This is a genomic window from Sphingobium sp. MP9-4, from assembly GCF_005281675.1.
Classification (GTDB): domain Bacteria; phylum Pseudomonadota; class Alphaproteobacteria; order Sphingomonadales; family Sphingomonadaceae; genus Sphingobium; species Sphingobium yanoikuyae.
Map to the genome: position 1 here is coordinate 110659 of NZ_LUFI01000019.1, position 21133 is coordinate 131791.

Annotated in this window: 18 protein-coding genes; 14 read left to right on the plus strand and 4 right to left on the minus strand. The window is 65.1% G+C overall.

Going from position 1 to position 21133, the window contains the following annotated elements; genetic code table 11:
- Window positions 1-193 precede the first annotated feature (193 nt).
- The 5 genes from A0U87_RS04135 to A0U87_RS04155 all read left to right on the plus strand — a co-directional run bounded on the left by A0U87_RS04135 (window position 194) and on the right by A0U87_RS04155 (window position 6281).
- Window positions 194-1753: an inorganic phosphate transporter gene (locus A0U87_RS04135; protein ID WP_137405238.1), complete on the plus strand. Its 1560-nt coding sequence runs from the start codon at window positions 194-196 to the stop codon at window positions 1751-1753.
- Window positions 1754-1820: 67 nt separating this feature from the next.
- On the plus strand, window positions 1821-2780 hold the full coding sequence (locus A0U87_RS04140; protein WP_048936637.1) for a transporter: 960 nt from the start codon (window positions 1821-1823) through the stop codon (window positions 2778-2780).
- A 110-nt stretch (window positions 2781-2890) separates the two neighbouring features.
- On the plus strand, window positions 2891-4063 hold the full coding sequence (locus tag A0U87_RS04145; protein ID WP_048936636.1) for a hypothetical protein: 1173 nt from the start codon (window positions 2891-2893) through the stop codon (window positions 4061-4063).
- A gap of 17 nt (window positions 4064-4080) precedes the next feature.
- On the plus strand, window positions 4081-5274 hold the full coding sequence (locus A0U87_RS04150) for a sulfotransferase (RefSeq protein WP_048936635.1): 1194 nt from the start codon (window positions 4081-4083) through the stop codon (window positions 5272-5274).
- A complete protein-coding gene (locus tag A0U87_RS04155; protein ID WP_048936634.1) occupies window positions 5271-6281 on the plus strand; it encodes an alcohol dehydrogenase catalytic domain-containing protein in 1011 nt (336 codons plus the stop codon). Before A0U87_RS04150 ends, A0U87_RS04155 begins: the two co-directional genes overlap by 4 nt.
- On the opposite strand, the gene pncB is transcribed toward A0U87_RS04155, so the two are convergent.
- The 3 genes from pncB to A0U87_RS04170 all read right to left on the minus strand — a co-directional run bounded on the left by pncB (window position 6278) and on the right by A0U87_RS04170 (window position 9876).
- Window positions 6278-7582: a nicotinate phosphoribosyltransferase gene (gene pncB, locus A0U87_RS04160; protein WP_048936633.1), complete on the minus strand. Its 1305-nt coding sequence runs from the start codon at window positions 7580-7582 to the stop codon at window positions 6278-6280. The two genes, A0U87_RS04155 and pncB, sit on opposite strands and share 4 nt — an antisense overlap.
- 84 nt (window positions 7583-7666) lie before the next feature.
- On the minus strand, window positions 7667-8434 hold the full coding sequence (locus tag A0U87_RS04165; protein WP_048936632.1) for an enoyl-CoA hydratase-related protein: 768 nt from the start codon (window positions 8432-8434) through the stop codon (window positions 7667-7669).
- A complete protein-coding gene (locus A0U87_RS04170; RefSeq protein WP_048936631.1) occupies window positions 8431-9876 on the minus strand; it encodes a carboxylesterase family protein in 1446 nt (481 codons plus the stop codon). The genes A0U87_RS04165 and A0U87_RS04170 overlap by 4 nt, the downstream gene beginning before the upstream one ends.
- Window positions 9877-10123: 247 nt before the next feature.
- Between A0U87_RS04170 and A0U87_RS04175 the strand changes: the two genes are divergently transcribed.
- The 9 genes from A0U87_RS04175 (at window position 10124) to A0U87_RS26980 (ending at window position 20032) form a co-directional block, all read left to right on the plus strand.
- On the plus strand, window positions 10124-12169 hold the full coding sequence (locus A0U87_RS04175) for a PQQ-dependent dehydrogenase, methanol/ethanol family (protein WP_170978353.1): 2046 nt from the start codon (window positions 10124-10126) through the stop codon (window positions 12167-12169).
- A gap of 220 nt (window positions 12170-12389) precedes the next feature.
- On the plus strand, window positions 12390-13109 hold the full coding sequence (locus tag A0U87_RS04180; protein ID WP_017500670.1) for a TetR/AcrR family transcriptional regulator: 720 nt from the start codon (window positions 12390-12392) through the stop codon (window positions 13107-13109).
- A 94-nt stretch (window positions 13110-13203) separates the two neighbouring features.
- A complete protein-coding gene (locus A0U87_RS04185) occupies window positions 13204-14025 on the plus strand; it encodes an enoyl-CoA hydratase/isomerase family protein (protein WP_048936629.1) in 822 nt (273 codons plus the stop codon).
- Window positions 14026-14028: 3 nt separating this feature from the next.
- A complete protein-coding gene (locus tag A0U87_RS04190) occupies window positions 14029-14670 on the plus strand; it encodes a flavin reductase family protein (RefSeq protein ID WP_048936628.1) in 642 nt (213 codons plus the stop codon).
- A 141-nt stretch (window positions 14671-14811) separates the two neighbouring features.
- The gene (locus A0U87_RS04195; protein ID WP_137405236.1) at window positions 14812-17211 is read left to right on the plus strand and encodes a CoA transferase; all 2400 of its coding nucleotides are present in this window, start codon (window positions 14812-14814) and stop codon (window positions 17209-17211) included.
- Window positions 17212-17247: 36 nt separating this feature from the next.
- Window positions 17248-18255: an LLM class flavin-dependent oxidoreductase gene (locus A0U87_RS04200; protein WP_048936626.1), complete on the plus strand. Its 1008-nt coding sequence runs from the start codon at window positions 17248-17250 to the stop codon at window positions 18253-18255.
- Between the two features lie 2 nt (window positions 18256-18257).
- A complete protein-coding gene (locus tag A0U87_RS04205) occupies window positions 18258-18899 on the plus strand; it encodes a nuclear transport factor 2 family protein (protein ID WP_048936625.1) in 642 nt (213 codons plus the stop codon).
- Between the two features lie 3 nt (window positions 18900-18902).
- Window positions 18903-19880: an NADPH:quinone oxidoreductase family protein gene (locus A0U87_RS04210; protein WP_048936624.1), complete on the plus strand. Its 978-nt coding sequence runs from the start codon at window positions 18903-18905 to the stop codon at window positions 19878-19880.
- A 29-nt stretch (window positions 19881-19909) separates the two neighbouring features.
- A complete protein-coding gene (locus A0U87_RS26980; RefSeq protein WP_272939628.1) occupies window positions 19910-20032 on the plus strand; it encodes a hypothetical protein in 123 nt (40 codons plus the stop codon).
- 102 nt (window positions 20033-20134) lie between these two features.
- Here A0U87_RS26980 and A0U87_RS04215 read toward each other — a convergent pair.
- Window positions 20135-21133, minus strand: a 999-nt coding sequence (locus A0U87_RS04215) for an SMP-30/gluconolactonase/LRE family protein (RefSeq protein WP_137405237.1), incomplete at its 5' end; no start/stop codon positions are given.

The following is a 21133-nucleotide window of genomic DNA, read 5'->3' on the forward strand; positions in this document are numbered from 1 at the left end:
GCTCCAACTTATATGTGGAGCGACCCTAGGCGGACGGATTGCCGATGGGCAAGCGCCGGGGGCGAATTTTCCTTCGATTTCAGCACCGCAACGCGGCTGTCATGCAGCGGACCTAGACGGTTAATATTATTTGCCGTTCGGGGACGATTCGATGAATGCAAGCGTGGCAATGGACTGGGCACGCCGGCCCGAGATGGACAAGGGGCTGGGCATGGCCAGCTCGATCGGCTTTGGCGCCGCCATCATCGCCGCGCTGATCTATGTCGTCTACAGCGTCTATAGCGATGCGACGGCTGTGGGCGTTGCGCCGACCGCCTATCTGCCCTTCCTGCTGCTGTTCCTGGCGCTGCTGATCGCGCTGGGCTTCGAATTCGTGAACGGCTTCCACGACACCGCCAATGCGGTCGCGACGGTGATCTACACCAATGCGATGCCGGCCAATATCGCGGTGGTCTGGTCGGGCTTCTTCAATTTCCTGGGCGTGCTGCTGTCGACCGGTGCGGTCGCTTTCGGCATCGTGTCGCTGCTGCCGGTCGAACTGATCCTGCAGGTCGGGTCCAGCGCCGGTTTTGCCATGGTGTTCGCGCTGCTGATCGCGGCGATCCTATGGAACCTCGCCACCTGGTGGCTGGGCATCCCGTCGTCCAGCTCGCACACGCTGATCGGATCGATCATCGGCGTCGGCGTCGCCAATGCGCTGTTGCATGGCGAGAGCGGCACGTCCGGCGTCGATTGGAGCAAGGCGACCGAGATCGGCCAGGCACTGCTCTTTTCGCCGCTGATCGGCTTTGGCCTGGCGGCGCTGCTGTTCGTGGCGATGAAAGTCCTGGTCCGCAACAAGGCGCTCTATCGCGAGCCGCAAAATGGCATGCCGCCGCCATTGTGGATCCGTGCGCTGCTGATCTTCACCTGCACCGGCGTCAGCTTCGCCCATGGCTCCAATGACGGGCAGAAGGGCATGGGCCTCATCATGCTGATCCTGATCGGCACGGTGCCGACTGCCTATGCACTCAACCGCGCGGTGCCGGCGCGCTACACCACCGAATTCCACGCCAATTCGATTGCCGCCACGGCGGCGCTAGGCCAGCGCGCGCCCGCCATGATGCAGCCGGTCGAGGCGCGCGCGCAGGTCACGCGCTATATCGCCGACAAGCGCTTTGCCGACACGACCATGCCGGCGCTGTCGGTGCTGATCGCCGATGTCGATCGGCAGGTGATGAATTATGGATCGCTGGCGCAGGTGCCGGCCGCTGCTGTCTCCAACATCCGCAACGACATGTATCTGGCGTCCGAAGCGATCAAGCGGCTGGGCAAGGAAAAGGCGGCAGGTCTTTCCGAAGCGAAAATGAAGGCGCTGACGACCTACAAGGGCTCGCTTGATGCCGGCACCCGCTTCATTCCAACCTGGGTGAAGATTGCCGTCGCCTTTGCGCTGGGCCTGGGCACCATGGTCGGCTGGCGGCGGATCGTGGTCACGGTGGGCGAGAAGATCGGCAAGACGCACCTCACCTATGCGCAGGGAGCCTCGGCCGAACTGGTGGCGATGGCGACGATCTTCGGCGCGGACCATATGGGCCTGCCGGTATCGACCACCCATGTCCTGTCGTCGGGCGTGGCGGGCACGATGGCAGCCAATGGATCGGGTCTGCAGATGGCGACGGTGCGCAACCTGCTGATGGCCTGGGTGCTGACATTGCCCTGTTCGATCCTGCTCGCAGGGCTGCTATATATCGTCTTCGCGCAGATCTTCTGATCGACAGGAGCGGCATATCGGCGACCGGAATGACCCGCTGATCCCTATCGTCTTGCCGGTTCCGGGCATGGGGCCAGGGCTGATCTGGGGGCTGGACTTCGCGCCTGATGCGATCAGGGCGGTCGATCATTGCGATGGCGGGACGACGGGCGGCTTTCGCTGGCTGCACCTGAACCTGGCCGATCATGGCACGCGGCAATGGATCGAGGGGGCGGCGATGCTGCCCGAGGCGGTGCGCGAACTGATCCTGTCGCCCGATACGCATCAGCGGGCGCTGGTCGATGGCGACACGGTCGGCTGCGTCCTGCATGATTTCGAGCGGGATTTCGATGTGGCCGATACCGCGCGGGTCGGCGCGCTGCGCATGGCGTTGACGCCGACATTGATGCTGACCACCCGGCTGCATCCGCTGCGCTGCGCCGACATCGCCCGTCATCGGCTGGAGCGGACGAAGGGGGTGATCGGCGGGGCGCAGGCGCTGGACCTGCTGGTCGGCGCCATTGCCGAAAATATCGCCGATATCAGCCGCACCCTGTCGGCGGACATCCAGCGCGCCGAGGATGCCTTTCTGGAGGGGCATCATCCGCCCCAGCCGCGCGACCTGGTCCACATTCGCCGCCGGCTCGCGCAACTGCATCGGCTGCTGGCCGGCGCCCGCGGCGTGTTCCAGCGGCTGGAGCGGGACGAGGAACTGCCGGACGCGCTGCTGCCCACGGTCGAGAAACTGACCCAGCGGCTGCAGGCGCTGGACGCCGACATATTGGAGGGCCAAGCGCAATTACGGCTGTTGCGCGACGAACTGGACATACAGGCGGCGCAGCGGACCAACCAGAATCTCTACATCCTGTCGATCATCACCGCGCTGATGCTGCCGGCGACCCTGGTCACCGGACTGTTCGGCATGAACACTGGGGGCATGCCCTTTGCCGGTGCGTCGCATGGCACGCTGACCGCGACGCTGGTGGCGGCCGGGGCGGCGGGGGTGAGCTATTGCCTGCTGCGCTGGATGGGGTTCATGCGGCGCTGAACCGCGATCCATCGCGCCGGCGATCTCGGGCCGGGGCCTCTCCTAAAATCAAATGATAGTGAATACTATCTATATGCTGCCCGCCAGTGGCAGAGGAGAGGCATGCCATCATGATCATCGAACCCGACATCCTGGCCTATCTGACTGATCTGGAGAGTGCGGTCGCCAATCTTGGCGACACCTGGCGCCCCGACGATCCGGCCTATCGCGCCGACGTCTATCGCCAGACGATGACCAGCCTGTCCTATGCCTATTTCGCCTATTTCCATGCCACGCCGGAGCATCCCGATTGGGCCCCCTTGTGGAACCCGGTCTATACGCTCCAGCCCAATCCGGACGATATCTACCTCCAGTCGCCGATCCGCGGGGATCTGACCTACCGCATCGCCGGCAATCGGGGCAGTTGCAAGATATTGAGCTTCACCACCCAAAGGGCCTTGTCCGGGACGGTCGATGAAATGCCCCGACCCAATGGCCATCATGAGGTGGACGACAGCGATCTGGGGCTGGAGCCGGGGGAGCATTTCGAACTGATCCTGAGCGCCCGGCGCCCGGCGGGCTATGCTGGCAAATGGGCGCCAATCGATCCCCAGGCGGGCGGGCTGATGGTGCGCTATCGCAGCTATGACTGGCTGAACGAGGTCGATCCGCAACTGACGATCGAATGTCTGGATCCGGTGCCACCCAAGCCGCGCCTGTCGCCGGAGGAGATTGTCGCGCGCATCCGGGAAATGGCCAAATTCCCCGGTCGCAAGACGCGGCTTTATTATCCGATGCAGAATGGCGTGAAGGAGCGGGTTGGTTTCAACCGGTTCGAGCCGGTGCGGATGCCCGGCGCGCTCGCCAAGCAGGTCTACTGGCCGGCCTGCTTCCAGTTCGACGCCGATGAGGCGCTGATCATCGAGACCGATATCCCAGCCCATGCGCCCTACTGGAATATCCAGCTCAACGACCCCTATTTCAACGCGCTGGAATATGTCTATCGCCTGTCAAGCAGCAACGGCCATTATGCGAAGCTGAGCCGTGACGGCAAATATCGGGCCGTCATCGCGCTGGAAGACCCCGGCGTGCCCAACTGGCTCGATCCTGCCGGCTATCGCGAAGGCGGCATCTATGGCCGCTGGTATGATTGCGACAGCGCGCCGGTGCCGAGCATCACGCGGGTGAAGCTGAACGCGTTGCGCATCCATTTGCCCGCCGACACGCCGATCGTCACGCCGCAGCAGCGCGCCGAGGAGTTGCGGCTGCGGGTGCGGGCCTGCCAGCGTCGGCGGCGCTGGTGAAGGGGAGGGGATTGCCAATGATGTCGAACGGATATGAACCGCCGCTACGCTTCGCCGCCGCGCTCGACCAGTTGCACGATCTGGTGACGGCGGAAACCGGCCATGATGATTTTGGCCCCGACGATTATCTGCCGGGGCTTCGCGTGCTGCTCCAGTCGATGGATTATGATCCGCGCTTTACCGCGGCGGGGCGGCGCACTGCCTGGGGGCATGTGGTCGGCGTTCTGCGCGGCCGGGCAAGTGCGATCGCGGCGATGAAGGCGCATCCGGGCTTCGATGCCCGGCCGATCCTGAGCCCTGTCGTCATCACCGGCGTGCCGCGCACCGGGACCACGGCGTTGCATCGGCTGATGGCGGTCGATCCGCGCTTCCAGGGGTTGCAAAGCTGGCTGCTCGATACGCCGCGTCCGCGTCCACCGGTCGAAAGCTGGCAGGACGATGCCGATTTCCGCCGTTCGGTCGCCTTGCTGGAGCGGCGCTATGTCGATGCACCAGCCAAGCGGGCCGCGCATCATGTCGCGGCCGAGGAAGTGCATGAATGCTGCATGCTGCTGCGTCAGTCCTTTGTCTCCAACCTGTGGAACTGCGGCTGGTCGGCGGCGAGCTATGACGCCTGGTGGTGCGCGCAGAGCGAGGCAGCCGGCTATGACCATTATCGCCGCTGTGTGCAGTTGATCGGTGCCAACGACCCGGACAAGCGCTGGCTGCTCAAAAATCCCGGCCATATCGAAAATCTTGACCTGCTCTTTGCCGTCTTTCCCGATGCAAAGGTGATCCAGACCCATCGCGATCCGGCCAAGGCCTTGCCTTCGCTCGTGTCGCTGCTGATGGCGGGGCATGGGGCGATGGAGGAAGGGCGGGCGGCCGAGCGCGGCGCGCTGATGCTGGCACGCGAAACGGCCAAATGGTCCCATGCCGTGCGCAAGGCGGAAAAGGTGGCGGAACGCCATCCGGGCCAATTGCTCGATATCGTCCATGGCGATTTCCATGCGCAGCCCATGGCCGTGCTTGAGCGCATCTATGCCTTTATCGGCATGGAGATGCCCGATGCGACGCGCATGGCCATGGCACAGCGGATCGCGGACAAGCCCGAGATGCAGCATGGCGTTCATCGCTATTCGATCGCTGACTATGGCATGAGTGCGCAAGAGGTGCGGTCGGCGTTCGGCGATTATGTAGCGCGCTTCGACCTGGCGGAGGCAGGACGATGAAGGCGGCCATCTATCCGGGCGATGGCCAGCCGATCGTCATCGCCGACCTGCCCGATCCGCGACCGGCCATGGGGGAATTGCTGATCCGCGTCCACCGCTGCGGCATCTGTGGCACCGACCTTTCGATGACGAGGGGCGGCATATGGGATTATGGCCGCGGCGTGCAGATCGGCCATGAATATGCCGGCGAAGTGGTGGACGTCGGCGCGGGTGTCGATCGCTTTCGTGCTGGCGACCGGGTCGCGGTCATGCCCTCGATCGGCTGCGGCCAGTGCACTCCCTGCCAGGAACATGGCAATCCGGTATTGTGCGGGGCGAAGCCGGGCGGCGCGATGCGGGGCTTTGCCGAATTTGCGGTGGTGCCGACCGGTGCGGCGGTACGCCTGCCCGAAACCCTGTCCCTGGCCGATGGCGCGCTGATCGAGCCGCTGGCCGTCAGCCTGTATGGCGCGCGCTTTGCCGATATCCGTCCCGGCGACCCGGTGCTGGTGCTCGGCGGGGGCACGGTCGCTCTCTATGCCATCTATTGGGCGCGGCGATTAGGAGCGGGGCGGATCGTAGTCCTGTCGCGATCCGACCGGCGGCGTGATCTGGCGATCGCCATGGGTGCCAATGCCTTCTTCTCTTTTGGTGACGAGGAAAAGGGGCAGGTGATCGAAGCGCTGGGCGGCGCGCCCCGGATCGTGTTCGAGGCTGTCGGGGTGGACGGAATGCTGGGGCGGGCGGTGAACCATGTCGCGCCATTCGGGCGGATCGTGTCGCTGGGCTTCTGCACGGCGCCGGATGCGGTCATTCCGGCGCTGGCATCCTATAAATGCGCCAACCTGCAATTTGCCGTCGGCTACCGAATGGCGGAATTCCTGCACATCGCCGACCAGATGGACAAGGGGCATGTCGACCCCAAGGCGATCATCAGCAACGCGATTGCGCTGGATCAGCTGCCGGCAATGATGGCGACTCTGCGCGGGACCAATGAAGAGACCAAGGTGCATGTCCGTTGTGGCTAGACCTGGACGGCGACCGCCTTTCGCCCGTCGCCGCCGAACACGCGTAGATAGCGGTCGATCTCGGCCGGATCGCCGGTCGCCTTGGCGGGATTGTCCGACAGCTTCACCGCCGGGCGGCCATTGGCGTCCACCACTTTGCACACCAGTGAGATCGGATCGAGCCCGTCGGTTTCGAACGGGGCGCAGCCGCGAAAATCATTGGTGAGATTGGTGCCCCAGCCAAAGCTCATGCGCACGCGGCCATGGAAATGGCGATAGGTTGCCTCGATACTGTCGACGTCCATGCCATCGGAAAAGATCAGCAGCTTGTTGCGCGGATCACGCCCCTTTTCCTGCCACCAGCGGATGATCTGCTCCCCCGCCTCGATCGGTGGCGCGCTGTCGGGACGGAAACCGGTCCAGTCGGCCACCCAGTCAGGTGCGTCCTTCAGGAAGGCGGCGGTGCCGAACGCGTCGGGCAGGGCGATGCGCAGATTGCCGCCATAATGGGCCTGCCATTGTTCCAGAACCGCATAGGGCGCGCGGGCCAGTGCGGCATCGTCCGGCGCCAGCGCCGCCAGCACCATAGGCAGTTCATGGGCATTGGTGCCGATCGCTTCCAGATCGGCATCCATCGCCAACAGCACGTTGGACGAGCCGATGAAGCGGTCGCCCAGACCTTCCTTGAGCGCCTCGACGCACCAGCGCTGCCACAGGAAGCCGTGGCGACGGCGTGTGCCGAAGTCGGAGATGACGAGATGGGGCAGGGCGCTCAGGCGCTCGACCTTTTCCCACAGTTTCGCCTTGGCACGGGCATAGAGCACGTCGAGCGCGAAGCGGCCACGCCCCTTCATCGCCGCGCGCGATCGCAATTCGTTGATGATGGCGAGGGCCGGGATCTCCCACATCATCGTCTCGATCCAGAGCCCGTGGAAGCGCAGCTCATATTGGCCATCGACCTGGCGCAGCTCATATTCCGGCAGGCGAAAGTCGGCGAGCCAGGCGATGAAATCCGGGCTGAACATCTGGGTCCGGCCATAGAAGCTGTTGCCCGCCAGCCAGATCAGTTCCTTTTTGCCGAAGCGTAGGGACCGGGCGTGGTCGAGCTGGGCGCGCAGTTCGCCTTCATCGATGATGTCGGCCAGGCGCACATGGTGGGTGCGGTTGATCAGCTTGAAGGTGGTCTGGACATCGGGATGCTGCTGCCGGATCATCTGCAGCATCAGCAGCTTGTAGAAATCGGTGTCGAGCAGGCTGCGCACGATCGGGTCGAGCCGCCAATTATGGTTGTAGGTGCGGGTGGCGATATCGGTGAAGACCATGAAGAACCTGATGGACAGCAAAATTGACAGGGGCGTGCTGCACCGTTCCCCATGGAGATCATGATGGCAAGGCTGATGAAGGGATTATCGGCCGATGAAGTTCGGGGCGCGCTTGTCTCGCGTTGCGGCCAGTCCCTCGCGATGATCGGCGGTAGTGGCGAGGAAGGGCTGGACCAAGAATTCGCGGTCGAGGAACTGGTCGAAGGATAGCGTGGTCGCCTCGAATAATTGCTTGCTCATCGCCTGTGCGACTGGCGGCCCCTGCGCAATGCGGGTGGCCAGGTCGATCGCCGCGTCTCGGATTGGGCGGTCTGCTTCGATCGAGAGGATGAGGCCGAGCTGCAAGGCTTCGTCTGCGTCGAGCGTCCGGCCGCTATAGACGATTTCCTTCGCGCGCATCGGGCCGACCAGCCGGGTCAACTGCCAGATGGCGCCGGCGTCGGGCGCATAGCCGATCCGGCCGAAGAGTTGGGCAAAGCTGGCATTCGGGCTGGCGAGGATCAGATCGCAGGCGAGCGCCAGGCTCCAGCCGGCGCCGACGCAGACGCCGTCGACCGCTGCGATGACGGGCTTGGGCGTGGCGGCGATGGCGCGGATCATGCGGTGGAGCGCGCGCATCCGCTTGAGGAAAGCGGCACTGTCGGCGGCACCCATCTCGCCGGTATCGGCGCCCGAGCAGAAATGACCGCCTGCACCCGTCAGGACGACTGCTCGGATCCCATCATCCTGGGCCAGATTGTCGAACAGCGTGGCGATCTCGCCGCGCATCGCCATGGTGAAGGCATTGCGCCGGTCGGGGCGATCGAGCGTCACGATCGCCACTGCGCCGTCATGCTCCAGCCGAAGGGTCATGGCGTGGGCGTCCAGCCGAAGGTCTGACCGCTTTCCCGCTGCCATTTGTCGAACCAGGGGGCGAGCTGGCGGGCGCGAAAGTCCGGGGCGGCGGCGATATGCTGGCCGATGACCAGCGGGTCAGTGCGGCCGTCTTGCGTGGCGGGCCATGGCGGCAGGCCGGGGCCGTTGGGATCGCCGCTCCGCACATAGTTCAGCATCCAGCCCGACATGGTCCTGGCGAGCTCCCGGCTTTCCGTATCGGCCGAGGGAGACTGGCCGAGCCAGAACAGCCGGTCGGCGCAATGGTCCGCGCCGGGTTTCGAACTGCGCTGGTCGGGCGGCACGAAATCGAACTGATAGGCGCGTGTCGGCAGGCCGGCGCGGGCCGCCAGCTGGGTCATGCCGAGCGCCGCCGAGGTGAACAGGAAGTCGGTCTGCACCTGGCGCAGCAATTCCGCCTCGTCGGACAGGCCATAGCTGGCGGACACGGCTGACAGATCGATGCCGAAGCGACGTGCCATTTCGGCCCGGCCAAAGCCCATCAGGCCAAAGACGCTGGCTTCGTTGCTGGTCGATCCGCTGATCAACGGGACATGCGCGATCTGGCCCCTTGCGAACAGGGTGGAAAGGGGAGCGGGGAGCCAGCTGCCATCGACGGTTGCGCCAAAGTCCGGCGCACCGCTGTCGCCGGCCAGCACCTGTGCCACGCTGAGCCTGCGCAGGGCAGCGAGCGATGGCGCGCTATTGCCGGTCACGCCGGTGCGCTGGGCAAAGGCCAGCCCTTGCTCCTGCGCCTGGGGCAGGGGGCGGTTGGCGTTGAACAGGCCGCCGGCCGAATGGGCGCTGGCGCGGGCGAACAGGCCCCTGGCCATCGGCGTCGCCATCAGCGCATTGATGCTGGAGCCGCCCGCCGAACAGCCGATGATGGTCACATTGTCGGGATCGCCGCCGAAGCGGGCGATGTTCTGCCTGACCCAGCGCAGCGCCGCGACCTGATCCATCAGCCAGAAATTGGCGGTTGCCTTGGGCGCTTCGTTTGTCAGCGCCGGGTGCGCGAAGAAGCCGAGCCGCCCGATGCGGTAATTGGGCGCGACAAGGACGACACCCTGCTTGACCAGCGGCGGCATGCCGTTGCGGAAGGGCTCCCGACCCGAGCCGACGAAATAGGCGCCGCCATGGACGACGAACAGCACCGGCAATTTGCGGGCGCCAAGGTCGGGCGAGGCGACGTTGAGGGTCAGGCAATTTTCATCCTGGGGGAAGGCGGTGTCCTCTTTGCGCCGTGGCTGGGGGCAATCGGCCGCAAAGCCTGTAGCGTCACGCTCGGTCTTCCAGGCGCGGACCGGTTGCGGTGCGCGCCAGCGATTGGCGCCGACCGGGGGCGCGGCATAGGGAATGCCGCCGAAGAAGCGGACATCGTCGCGCACCACGCCGCGGATCGGACCGGACGCGGTGGACAATCGGGGCGGTGCCGAAGAAGGGGCGGCATTTCCAAGACTTGCCCATAAAGCGACGGCCGCGGCCGCGCAGGCGACAGGGCGCTGCACCATCTCCATCATCCCCTCGTCAATTTTGCTCTGTGGTGCATAATAATGTTGGAGACGTTTATCGCTGTCAAGCGCGCAGGCGCGTTGACAGGGTCATGAATCTGCACCAAGGTGCAATATAAAGAGGCGCGAACAGGGGCGCACGGAGAAGGATGAGAACATGAAGGGAAGAGTGTCGACGGCCGTGGCGATCCTGGCCCTGGCAAGCGGGCTGGTCGCCTGCGGCGCGGACAGCGCAGCGCCGGGCGGACCGACCGCCAACTGGTCCAGCTTTGGCGGCGACGACAAGGAGCAGCATTATAGCGCGCTCGACCAGATCAGCGCCGACAATGTCGGCAAGCTCGGCCTCGCCTGGTCCTATGATATCGACACTTATGACAGCTATACCCAGCCGCTGGCGATAGATGGCGTCCTCTATTTTGCGGTCGGCCTGTCGGTCGTCCATGCGCTCGACGCAAAGACCGGCAAGCTGCTTTGGCAATATGACCCCGATGTGGCGAGCCAGCCCGAGGCGAAATGGCGGATGCGCGCCGGCTGGGGCACGCGCGGCATCGCCTATAAGGACGGGCTGATCTATACCGCCACGCGCGAAGGCCGGCTGATCGCGGTCGACGCCAAGACCGGCAAGCCGCGCTGGTCGGTCCAGACGCTCGACGAGGCGGAAAATGGCTATATCACCGGCCCGCCATGGGTGGCCGGCGACAAGATTGTGGTCGGCTTTGGCGGCGCGGATTACAGCCCCACCCGCGGCTATGTGACCGCCTATGACGCCAAGACCGGCAAGAAGGCGTGGCGCTGGTTCGTGGTGCCGGGCGATCCGGCCAAGGGCTTCGAGAACAAGGCGATGGAGGCGGCGGCCAAGACCTGGACCGGCGAATGGTGGAAGTTCGGCGGGGGCGGCACTGTGTGGCACGCCATGGCCTATGACGCCAAATATGACCGCATCTACCTCGGCACCGGCAATGGCTGGCCGTGGAACCAGAAGATCCGTTCGCCCGGTGGTGGCGACAATCTCTATCTCGCCTCGATCGTGGCGATCGACGTGAAGACCGGGGAATATGCCTGGCACTATCAGGTGAACCCGGAAAACAGCCACGATTTCAACGATGCGATGGATATCGAGCTGGCCGATATCGAGATTGGCGGCAAGATGCGGTCGGTGCTGATGCACGCGCCCAAGAATGGCTTTTTCTATGCGCTGGACCGCGAGACCGGGAAGTTCATCTCGGCCGGCGAGTTCGCAAAGCAGAATTGGGCCAAGCGGATCGACCCGGTCACCGGCCGGCCCGAAATCAATCCCGAGGCGCAATATCCGAACGGCAAGCCGTTCATGATGTATCCCTTCCCCAATGGCGCGCATGGCGTGCAGGCGATGGCGTTCAGTCCCAAGACGAACCTCAGCTATATTCCGGTGATGGAGGGCGGCCGCGTGTTCGTCGATCCGGCCAATGTGAAGGACTGGACCTACAAGCCGGGGATGATGGTCAATACCGGGCTGGGCGCGCCGCCGGCCAATCTGGTGCCGCCCGCTGCGGTGAGCAAGCTGGTCGCCTTCGATGTCGCCAACAACAAGGTCGCCTGGTCGGTGCCGCAACCCGGCGTGTTCAATGGCGGTATCATGGCGACGGGCGGCGGCCTGTTGTTCCAGGGCACGAATGACGGCAATTTCAACGCCTATTCCGCGACCGATGGGCGCAAGCTCTGGTCCTTCCCGGCGCAGAACGGCATATTGTCGGCGCCGATCAGCTACACGGTCGGCGGCAAGCAATATGTGTCGGTGATCACCGGGTTCCGCAGCAGCTTCCCCAACGTCCCCAACTGGGATTATCGCCAGCAGCAACGTCGGGTGCTGACCTTTGCGATCGGCGGCACCAAGGCGCTGCCCAAGTTCGAGCCGGTGGACGAGCCGATACAGGATGATCCGGCCTTCACCGTCGACGTCGCCAAGGCCAAGGTCGGCGCCGGCATCTACAATAGCAGCTGCGTCATCTGTCATGGCGCGGGCATGATGGCGGGCGGCGCCGCGCCCGACCTGCGCAAGTCGGCGGTGCCGCTGGACGCGGAGACGTTCAAGTCGGTGGTGCATGACGGGGCGCTGATGGCGCGCGGCATGGGCGCCTTCGAGCAATTGAGCGACGCCGATCTGGAAGGGCTGCGCCATTATATCCGCCAGCGCGCGCGGGAAACCGCGCCCAAGGCGAACTGACCTCCCATGGCATCCGTCCCCTTGTGGCGGATGCTGCTTCGCCCCGCCTCCTTTCATTGGGAGGCGGGGCTCCTTGTCTGCGCCGAGCGGGGGCTTGCACAAAGTCCAGCCGTGAGGCATCAAATTTGCACGTTCATGCAATTGCGCTATGATCGTCGGTTACGTGCCCCCGCCGGGCGCGCCTCGGGGAGGATGAGCGAATTTGACGACGGACAAGGACATGGCTGACCTCAAGGAAAATGGCGATCGGCCGCAGACCTATTCCAGTCCGGCGATCATCGAACGCCGTCGCCGGATATTGGAGGAAACGCGCAAGGTGATCGCCGAACAGGGGATCGCGGCGCTGAGCATGAACGAGATCGGCCAGCGCGCGGGTGTCGCCAAGCGGACCCTCTACAACGCCTTCCAGACCCGCGAGCGCATGATCGCCACCGCGATCCAGGAATATTTCGACGAATATGTCAGCCGCATCGTCTATTCGAGCCCGCCCGGCACGATGCAGCATAATCTTGAACGCATGATTTCGGTCGTCCAGCGCAACCGGAAGATCCGTAATTATATCAAGGCGATCATGGCGCTCTATTTCAGTTCGGATGTCGACCGCGACATCTGGACCGCTATGCACTCGCCCGCCATCCATCATAACAAGCAGTGGATAGAGGCGCTCGACGCCACGAAGCAACTTCAGCCCTGGGTGCAGGTCGACAAGCTGGTCGATGATCTGGTGCGCTTCGAATATGCGACCATCAACGACTGGGCGCAGGGCCGCATACCCGATGATGAGGTGATCGTCCGGCTGGTCAGCAGCTATCTGTCCTGCCTGCTCGGTTCGTTGAAGGGCGCGGCGCGCAAGGAAGTCGAAGCGCTGATCAAGGATATTGCCGAGCGCGGGATGGACGCGCTGCCCATGTCGCCCAAGACCAAGACGAAAGCGGCTTGAATCTGCACCATGATGCAAATTTTCTTGCATCATGGTGTGCGCCTCGTCTAGGCATGCCCCAAGCCCGACATGGGCATCAGCATGGGAGAGTGAGATGAGCGCGCCGAGCGAAGACCCCGAACTGTTGTTCGAGCTGCGCGCGGATGGCGTGGCCGTCATCACCCTCAATCGGCCGCGCGCGAAGAACACCGTCTCCTTCGCCATGTGGGAGCAGTTTTCCGCCGCGCTCGACCAGCTGGAAAATGCGACGCCGGCGCGGATGCTGCTGCTGTGCGGGGCGGAGGGCTATTTCAGCAATGGCGGCGACGTGAAGCTGCCGCCGGCGCGGGGCGAGGGGGCGCTGCGGCTGGCGGCGCGGCTGGAGATGGGGCAGCGGATCATCCGCCGGCTGCGCGCGCTGCCGATCCCGACCGTGGCAGCAGTGGAGGGGGGCGCCTATGGCGTGTCCTGGAGCCTGGCGATGGCCTGCGACATGATCTTCGCTGCCGAGGATGCGCGGTTCGGTGCGCCGTTCCTGGATTTCGGGCTGGTGCCCGATGGCGGGGCGGCCTGGTTCCTGACCCGGCAACTGGGGCGGGCACGCGCGGCCGAGATCATCTTTTCGGGGCGGACATTGGAGGCGGCCGAGGCATTGAGCCTGGGGCTGGTCAGCCGGCTGGTGCCGCCGGGCGAGGCGGTCGCGCAGGCGCTGGCGCTGGGCGCGACGATTGGCGGCGGCAATGCCCATGCGGTCGAACTGACCAAGCGGCTGCTGGATCAGGCGGAAAGCGGCGACCTGTCGGCCAATCATGCGCTGGAACTGGTCTATTGCCATACCTGCCAGGCGGGGGAGGAGGTGCCCCGCGCTCGCGAGGCGTTCAAGGCACGCGCAGCGGCGAAGGCTGCCGCGAAGGCTGCAACTGGGGCGAAGGAATAAGTCATGCAGTTCGACATGCGCAGCCTGCCGATGGCGACCCGCTACAAGATCATCAATTCGACCATCACCCCGCGCCCGATCGCCTGGATCACCACCCGGTCCGAAGCGGGCGTGGTCAATGCCGCGCCCTACAGCTTCTTCAACTGCGTCGGCACCGAGCCGCCGCTGGTGGCGCTGGGCCTGCTCAAGGAGCCGGTATCACGCGGCCTGAAGAACACGGCTGCCAACATCATCGCCACCGGCGAGTTCGTCGTGAACCTGGTGTGCGAGGATGATGCCGAGAAGATGAACCATTGCAGCGTCGATGCGCCGGCCGATGTCAGCGAGATCGACTATGCCGGGATCGAGACCGCGCCGTCGGTGCTGGTCGCGCCGCCGCTGATCGCCAGCAGCCCGGTCAGCTTCGAATGCCGCAAGGTCGCGGCGATGGACATCGGCACGATGCAGACGGTGATCATCGGCGAGATCGTCATGGCACATATCCGCGACGAGTTCATCACCGATCGTGAGCGGGTCTATTTCGACACGCCGGCGATGAAATTGATCGGCCGCACCCATGGCAGTGGCTGGTATGTGCGCAATGGCGACAGTTTTCAGATGGACCGGCCGCGCTATGATCCGGCACGGCTGACGGGCAAGGAATGAATTTGAACCTATAGTGCAATATTACTTGCGCTGCCGGGAAAAAGCGTGTCTGTTTCAAGGGAAAGGTCGGAGGCGCGATTCCGCGCACTACCGGCCAGATCCGAACAAGAGGCGGCGCAGACCGCCAAACAGGAGTGCGTGATGCCCGGCCCTCTGGACCATCTTGTCGTTATCGAGCTGTCGACCGAAATGCCGGTCGCGATCGCAGGCATGCTGCTCGCCGACCATGGCGCGGACGTGCTGAAGGTCGAGCCGCGCGGCGGCGCCTATTTCGCCCATGAACTGACCCGCAAGAGCTGGGACCGGTCCAAGCGCAGTGTCGAGCTGGACGTGGCCGATGCGGACGACCGGGCAGCGCTCCGCGGATTGCTCGGCGGAGCGGACATCTTCATCCATGCACTGGAAGAGGGAGAAGCGAAGGCGCTTGGCCTGGACGGTGAGAGCCTGGCGCGCGACTATCCGGAGCTGATCGTGTCGGCGCTGACCGCCTATGGCGCGGACACGCCCTTTGCCGACCGGCCGCGCGGCGAGGGGCTGGCGGCGGCGCTGCTGGGCACGATGATCGACAAGTCCAGTCCGTTCCGCGAGGGGCCGGTCTATCTGGGGCATCCCGCGCTTCATTATGGTCAGGCGTTTCTGGGCGTGATCGGCGCGCTGACGGCGATCCGGGCGCGGCGGTCGAGCGGCAAGGGGCAGAGGGTCGAATCCTCGCTGCTCGACGCGATGCTGGCCCAGTCGCCGATGAACAACTGGTGGCAGGAAGAGGGGATTTCCTACATCAAGGCGGGGGATTCCGGCGCGGTCGACCGGTTTGGCCGGACCCGGCTGGTGACCGGCATGTTCGAATGCGGCGACGGCCTGTTCCTGCAGATCCATACTGGTGGCCAGGGCGGCTTCAAGGCGGCGATGGACCAGCTGGGCTTTGGTGACCGGCTGTCGGTGGTCAAGGGTGTGGCGGAAATGTCGGTGCCATTGAGCGACGACGAATATCATATCGCCCGTGTCGAGATTTTCGATGCGTTCAAGGCGCGCCCGCGGGCCGAATGGATCGCGCTGTTCCAGGCGGCCGATGTGGCGGCGCTGCCGGTGCTGGAGCCGGCCGAAGTCTTGCTGGACGAGCAGGTGGAGTTTGTCGGGCAACGGATTGCGCTGCCGGACGCGGAATTCGGCACCATCTATCAGGCGGCGCCTGCCGTGCGGTTCGATCGCACGCCCTGCGCCGCGCCGCGACCGGCGCCGATGATCGGCGCCGACAATGGCTTGCTGGCCGATCTGATCGCGCGCAAGCGGGGCGAACTGGCGGCGGCGGGCAAGCCGATCGACCGGCCGCTCGAAGGCATCAAGGTGGTGGACTTCTCGTCCTTCTTCGCGGTCGGCTTTGGCGGTCGGCTGTTGTCGGATCTGGGGGCTGATGTCATCAAGGTGGAGACGCCCGACGGCGACCAGATGCGGCCGTTGCCCGACTGTTTCGACGCGGCGCAGCGCGGCAAGCGCGATATCGTGCTGAACCTGAAGCAGCCCGAGGCGCTGGAGGCGGCGCTGAAGCTGGTGGCGCAGGCCGATGTCGTCACCCATAATCTGCGCCCCGGCAAGGCCGACAAGCTGGGCATCGGCTATGAGGCGCTGTCGAAGATCAATCCGCGCCTGCTCTATGTCTATCTGCCCGGTTATGGCTCCAAGGGGCCAAAGTCGCTGCTCAAGAGCTTTGCGCCTTTGGTATCGGGCTGGACCGGCCTGCTTTATGAAGGCGGCGGCGCGGGCAATCCGCCGACCCGGTCGGTGTTCGGCAATGAAGATTATAATAACGGCTTCCTGGGCGCGGCGGGCATATTGATGGGACTGGAGCGGCGCGCGATCAGCGGCGTCGGCGACTATATGGAGATACCCCAGCTCCATTCGAGCCTGTGGACCACGTCCGAGCATTTCCTGGATGCCGACAAGCAGGTCGTCTACGGCTTCCGCCTCGACAAGGATCAGGCGGGCTATAATGCGCTCGACCGGCTTTACCGCACCAGCGACGGCTGGATCTGCATAGCTTGCCGGCAGGATGATCGCTTCGCGGCGCTGGCGCAGGCGGTCGGTCAGGCCGGGCTGGTCGACGATCCGCGCTTTGCTTCGCCAAAGGAACGGTCGCTGCATGACGCGGCGCTGCTCGCGGCGCTGGAGCCCAGGTTTGTCGACAAGACGAGCGCGGAGGCCTTCGCCCTGCTCGATGCGGCGGGTGTACCGTGCGAGATACCGGCGGCGAAAAGCTGGGTGCGCGAGGCGCTGTGGCAGGACTGGGCAATGGCCAGCAATCGGGTGATCGAGAATTTCGATTCCATGTATGGCCATGTCCGCCAGTTCGGCAGCTTCATCCATCTGAGCGATACGCCGGGCCATGCGCGCAAGTCCGCGCCGCGACTGGGCGAGCATACGCGGCAGATATTGGCCGAGATCGGCTATGCGCCGGACGCGATCGACGCGCTGATCGACAGCGGCAAGGCGATGCAGGCGGCGGACGTGACCGGCCGTATCCAGTCGCGCGTCTCGGCCGCCTGAACCAACAACAGATAATCGGGAAGAGGAACCCAAAGGGTGCAGTTGAACCTTCGTTACGACATGAACCGGCCGGATTTCGGCGCGCCGCATCCCGTGCTCTACCGCACCGCGATCGAGCAGGCACAATGGGCCGACAAGCTGGGATTCACCCAGGTGTTCCTGGCCGAGCATCATGGCGCGGAGGGCGGCTATTGCCCGTCCTCCATGGTGCAGGCGGCGTCGATCCTGGGGGCGACGGACACTATCGTCGCGCACCTGTCGGCACTGGTCGTCACCATGCATGATCCGCTGCGGCTGGCTGAGGATCTGGCAGTGCTGGACAATATCGCGCCCGGCCGGGTGTGGCTGACCGCCGGCATGGGCTATCGCCCGCATGAGTTCGAGATGTTCGGCAAGGACATCACCAAGCGGCTGGCGATCATGAACGAGGCGATGGCCACGCTGAAGCAGGCCTGGACCGGCGAGCCGTTCGAGTTTCGCGAGCGCACCGTGCGGGTGACGCCGGCCCCGGCAACGCCGGGCGGGCCGAAAATCTACATGGGCGGGTCGACCGACAAGTCGGCGATCCGCGCGGCCAAGGGCGGCTATCAATATTTCCCCGGCCATCCCGACCTGTTCACCCTCTACAAGGAAGAGCGGGAAAAGGCCGGCTTCCCGCCGCCCGAGGAACTGCGCAAGCCGGCGGCGAGCTTCCTCTATGTTTCCGACGATCCGGACCGCGACTGGCCGCTGGTGGCGCCGCATGTCGCCTATGCGACCAACGCCTATGCCGAATGGGCCAAGGAGCGCGGCACCGGCCAGACACGCTATCAGCCCGCTGAAACGATCGAGGGGCTGAAGGCGATGCCGAACATCAAGGTGCTGACGCCCGACGAATGTTTTGAATATCTCAAGGGGCTGGGCCGGGGCACGGCCGTCACCTTCCACGCGCTGCTGGGCGGGCTGGACCCCGAAGTGTCGTGGCGCAGCCTGCGCCTGTTCGAGAAGGAAGTGCTGCCGCGCCTGCGCGCCGAGCCGGGCCTGCTGGAAAATCCGGGAGAATGAGCATGGAAGAACGCAATCGTCGGGGCACGCTGGCCGCCATGCTGGCGCTGCCGATCGGCATGGCCGCCGCCGCCGAGGCATCGGCCGCCGCGCCCAGGGGAAAGGCAAGCGGCATGGACATGGCCCAGCGGCTGGACATCATCGAGTCCAAGCAGGCGATCACCGAAACCCTCTATGCCTATGCGCGAGCCAATGACCGGGCGGATGAGGCGCTGCTGCGATCGCTGTTCTGGCCGGAATCGACGCACAAACATGGCAAGTTCGAGGGCAAGTCGTCGGATTTCGTCGGCTTCGCCTTCAAGATCGTGTCGACGCTGAAATATGCCTGTCACCACATCACCAACGTCTCGGTCGATGTGAAGGGGGACAAGGCCTTTTCCGAATGCTATTATTTCGCGCAGCATCGGCGCGACCGCAAGGAAGGCGGAGGCGAGGAGGATGTCTTTTTCCAGGGCCGCTATCTCGACGATCTGGAGCGGCGAAACGGAGTGTGGAAGATCATCCGTCGCCGGGGCCTGTCCGACTATACCTCGCCGCCCGAACCCGCGCAGACGCCCTATGCCGACTGGCCGGCCGGGCAGCATAGCGAGAAATATCCGAGCGACGATTATTACAAGATGCGCCAGCAGTTTCTGGGTAGCTGATCCGTGCGGGCGCTGATGTGCGAGGCGCATGGCGCGCCCGAGCAACTGGCGTTCCGCGACGTGCCCGTGCCCCAGCCGGGGCCGGGCGAGATCAGGCTGGCGGTGCGGGCGGCGAGCGTCAATTTCCCCGACGCGCTGATGATCCAGAATCTCTACCAGACCAAGCCGCCATTGCCGTTCATTCCCGGCGGCGAGGCGGCCGGGGTGGTGGACGCGATCGGCGAGGGCGTCAGCGGCTTTCGGATCGGTGACCGGGTGGCGGCGATCCCGTTTCAGGGTGCCTTTGCCGAGCAGGCGGTGGCGCCGGCTTTTCGCACCAGCATCATTCCCGACGCGATGGGCTTCGACGTCGCGGCCGGTTTCACCATGGTCTATGCGACGGCACTGCACGGGCTGCGCCAGCGTGGACGACTGCAGGAGGGCGAGACGCTGCTGGTGCTGGGCGCAGCGGGCGGCGTGGGACTGGCGGCGGTGGAGATCGGCAAGCGCATGGGCGCGCGGGTGATCGCGGCGGCCTCCAGCGCGGAGAAGCTGGATCTGGCGCGGGCGCATGGCGCGGACGAGACGGTCAATTATGCGCAGGTCGACATCAAGCAAGCGGTGAAGGCGCTGGCCGGGGAGCGCGGCGTCGATGTGATCTTCGATCCGGTTGGTGGCGATCTGGCCGAGCCGGCCTTCCGCACCATGGGCTGGGACGGGCGCTATCTGGTGGTCGGCTTTGCCGCCGGGACCATTCCCGCGATCCCATTGAACCTGCCGCTGGTGAAGACGGCGTCGATCGTCGGCGTGACATGGGGGATGCACAGCCGGCGCGAGCCGGACATCCATGCCGCTAATATGGCGCAGCTTTATGACTGGTATGAACGGGGCGGGCTGCGGCCGGCGATCGGCGCGCGGTTCGCCTTTGACGAGAGCCGGGCGGCGATCCGCTGGATCATGGATCGCAAGGCGCAGGGCAAGGTGGTGATCGAGATGGCCTGATCGGGTCATTACAGGGTCAGGCTCAGGTCATGGCCGCGAAGTTCACACCGTTGATCATCGAAAATCTGGGCGGTTTGCGGCGCAAACGCGCCGCCAAAGTCACGCCGACGCGACAGTCACGCGACAAACGGGTCATGCGTGCGCGTCGATGAGGCGACAGCGACGCGCCCCTTGGGTCATGCCTGGCATTGAAGCAGATCGGCTGGTCCATCGCAGAGTGTGGAGCAGAAAAGCGCGATGTAGGAAAGTGGCGATCAGGCCCGGTCAGTCGGCCAGTTGGCGAGCGGGGCGCCGGCGATGGCGGTGCGCGCCTGGACGATCATGCCCTTGCCGCGCGAGACCACATAGAGCGTGCGGCGATCCGGCCCGCCCCAGCAGAGATTGGTGGGCATCGCGATCTTTTCGCCGGCGGGATCATGCAGGATGTCGATCTGCCGACCCTGCGGCGTCAGCGCAACCAGCCGGTTGGAAAAGGGCAGGGTGATCCAGAGATTGTCGGCCATGTCGAAGGCGATGCCGTCGCAATAGCCCAGCGCCGCCTTTTCCTGCGGCGGCAGAGCCAGGATGGCCTTGACCGTCTGGTCGGGAACGACGGTGCCCAGTTGCGGGCCGAAATCCTGCGGGTCGGCAAGGGTGCCGTCGGCGTTGCGGCGCCAGCGGCGGATGCGGCCTTCGGCGGTCAGCGAGGCATAGAGATGGCGTTCGTCCCGGTCGAGGCAGAGGCCGTTGACCCCGCGCAGGTCGCGCGCGACGATCGCGGCGCTGCCGTCGGGCCGGACCATGTAGATGAAACCGGCCGGCGTGGTGGTGCCGATATTGGCGACCGGCCCCCAACTGCTGTGCGTGCAATAGATGCTGCCGTCCCGCGCGGTGGCGGGACCGTTGGAGGCGACGAGCTGGCGCCCCTCCAGTTCCGAGACGAGCGTTTCGACCGTGCCGGTTTCGAGGCTGATGCGCTGTAGCGGGCCGGGCTGCTGCTTGAGCAGGCCCATATTGGCGACGATCACGCGGCCCTGCGCATCGACGGCGACGCCATTGGCGGCGAGCGGGGCGCCGACCTGCCGCAGCGGCTGGCCCGGCGCCAGCACGCCGATCGCGCCGCCGCTGTTGGACAGGAACAGGCGGCCATCGGGCGCGCTGGCGACACCCTCGGCATGGTCGAGGCCGTCGATGACCAGGCTGAAATCGGCCGGGGTCAGGGGCGCCGGGGCCGTAGATGCGCGCGGCGTGCCGGCGCGGGTGCAGCCGGCGAG

Bases quoted from the DNA above. Each gene is read 5' to 3' on its own strand.
- A0U87_RS04135 (WP_137405238.1), top strand. From the start codon at position 194: ATGGACAAGGGGCTGGGCATGGCCAGCTCGATCGGCTTTGGCGCCGCC.
- A0U87_RS04140 (WP_048936637.1), top strand. From the start codon at position 1,821: ATGGGGCCAGGGCTGATCTGGGGGCTGGACTTCGCGCCTGATGCGATC.
- A0U87_RS04145 (WP_048936636.1), top strand. From the start codon at position 2,891: ATGATCATCGAACCCGACATCCTGGCCTATCTGACTGATCTGGAGAGT.
- A0U87_RS04150 (WP_048936635.1), top strand. From the start codon at position 4,081: ATGATGTCGAACGGATATGAACCGCCGCTACGCTTCGCCGCCGCGCTC.
- A0U87_RS04155 (WP_048936634.1), top strand. From the start codon at position 5,271: ATGAAGGCGGCCATCTATCCGGGCGATGGCCAGCCGATCGTCATCGCC.
- pncB (WP_048936633.1), bottom strand. From the start codon at position 7,582: ATGGTCTTCACCGATATCGCCACCCGCACCTACAACCATAATTGGCGG.
- A0U87_RS04165 (WP_048936632.1), bottom strand. From the start codon at position 8,434: ATGACCCTTCGGCTGGAGCATGACGGCGCAGTGGCGATCGTGACGCTC.
- A0U87_RS04175 (WP_170978353.1), top strand. From the start codon at position 10,124: ATGAAGGGAAGAGTGTCGACGGCCGTGGCGATCCTGGCCCTGGCAAGC.
- A0U87_RS04180 (WP_017500670.1), top strand. From the start codon at position 12,390: ATGGCTGACCTCAAGGAAAATGGCGATCGGCCGCAGACCTATTCCAGT.
- A0U87_RS04185 (WP_048936629.1), top strand. From the start codon at position 13,204: ATGAGCGCGCCGAGCGAAGACCCCGAACTGTTGTTCGAGCTGCGCGCG.
- A0U87_RS04190 (WP_048936628.1), top strand. From the start codon at position 14,029: ATGCAGTTCGACATGCGCAGCCTGCCGATGGCGACCCGCTACAAGATC.
- A0U87_RS04195 (WP_137405236.1), top strand. From the start codon at position 14,812: ATGCCCGGCCCTCTGGACCATCTTGTCGTTATCGAGCTGTCGACCGAA.
- A0U87_RS04205 (WP_048936625.1), top strand. From the start codon at position 18,258: ATGGAAGAACGCAATCGTCGGGGCACGCTGGCCGCCATGCTGGCGCTG.
- A0U87_RS26980 (WP_272939628.1), top strand. From the start codon at position 19,910: ATGGCCGCGAAGTTCACACCGTTGATCATCGAAAATCTGGGCGGTTTG.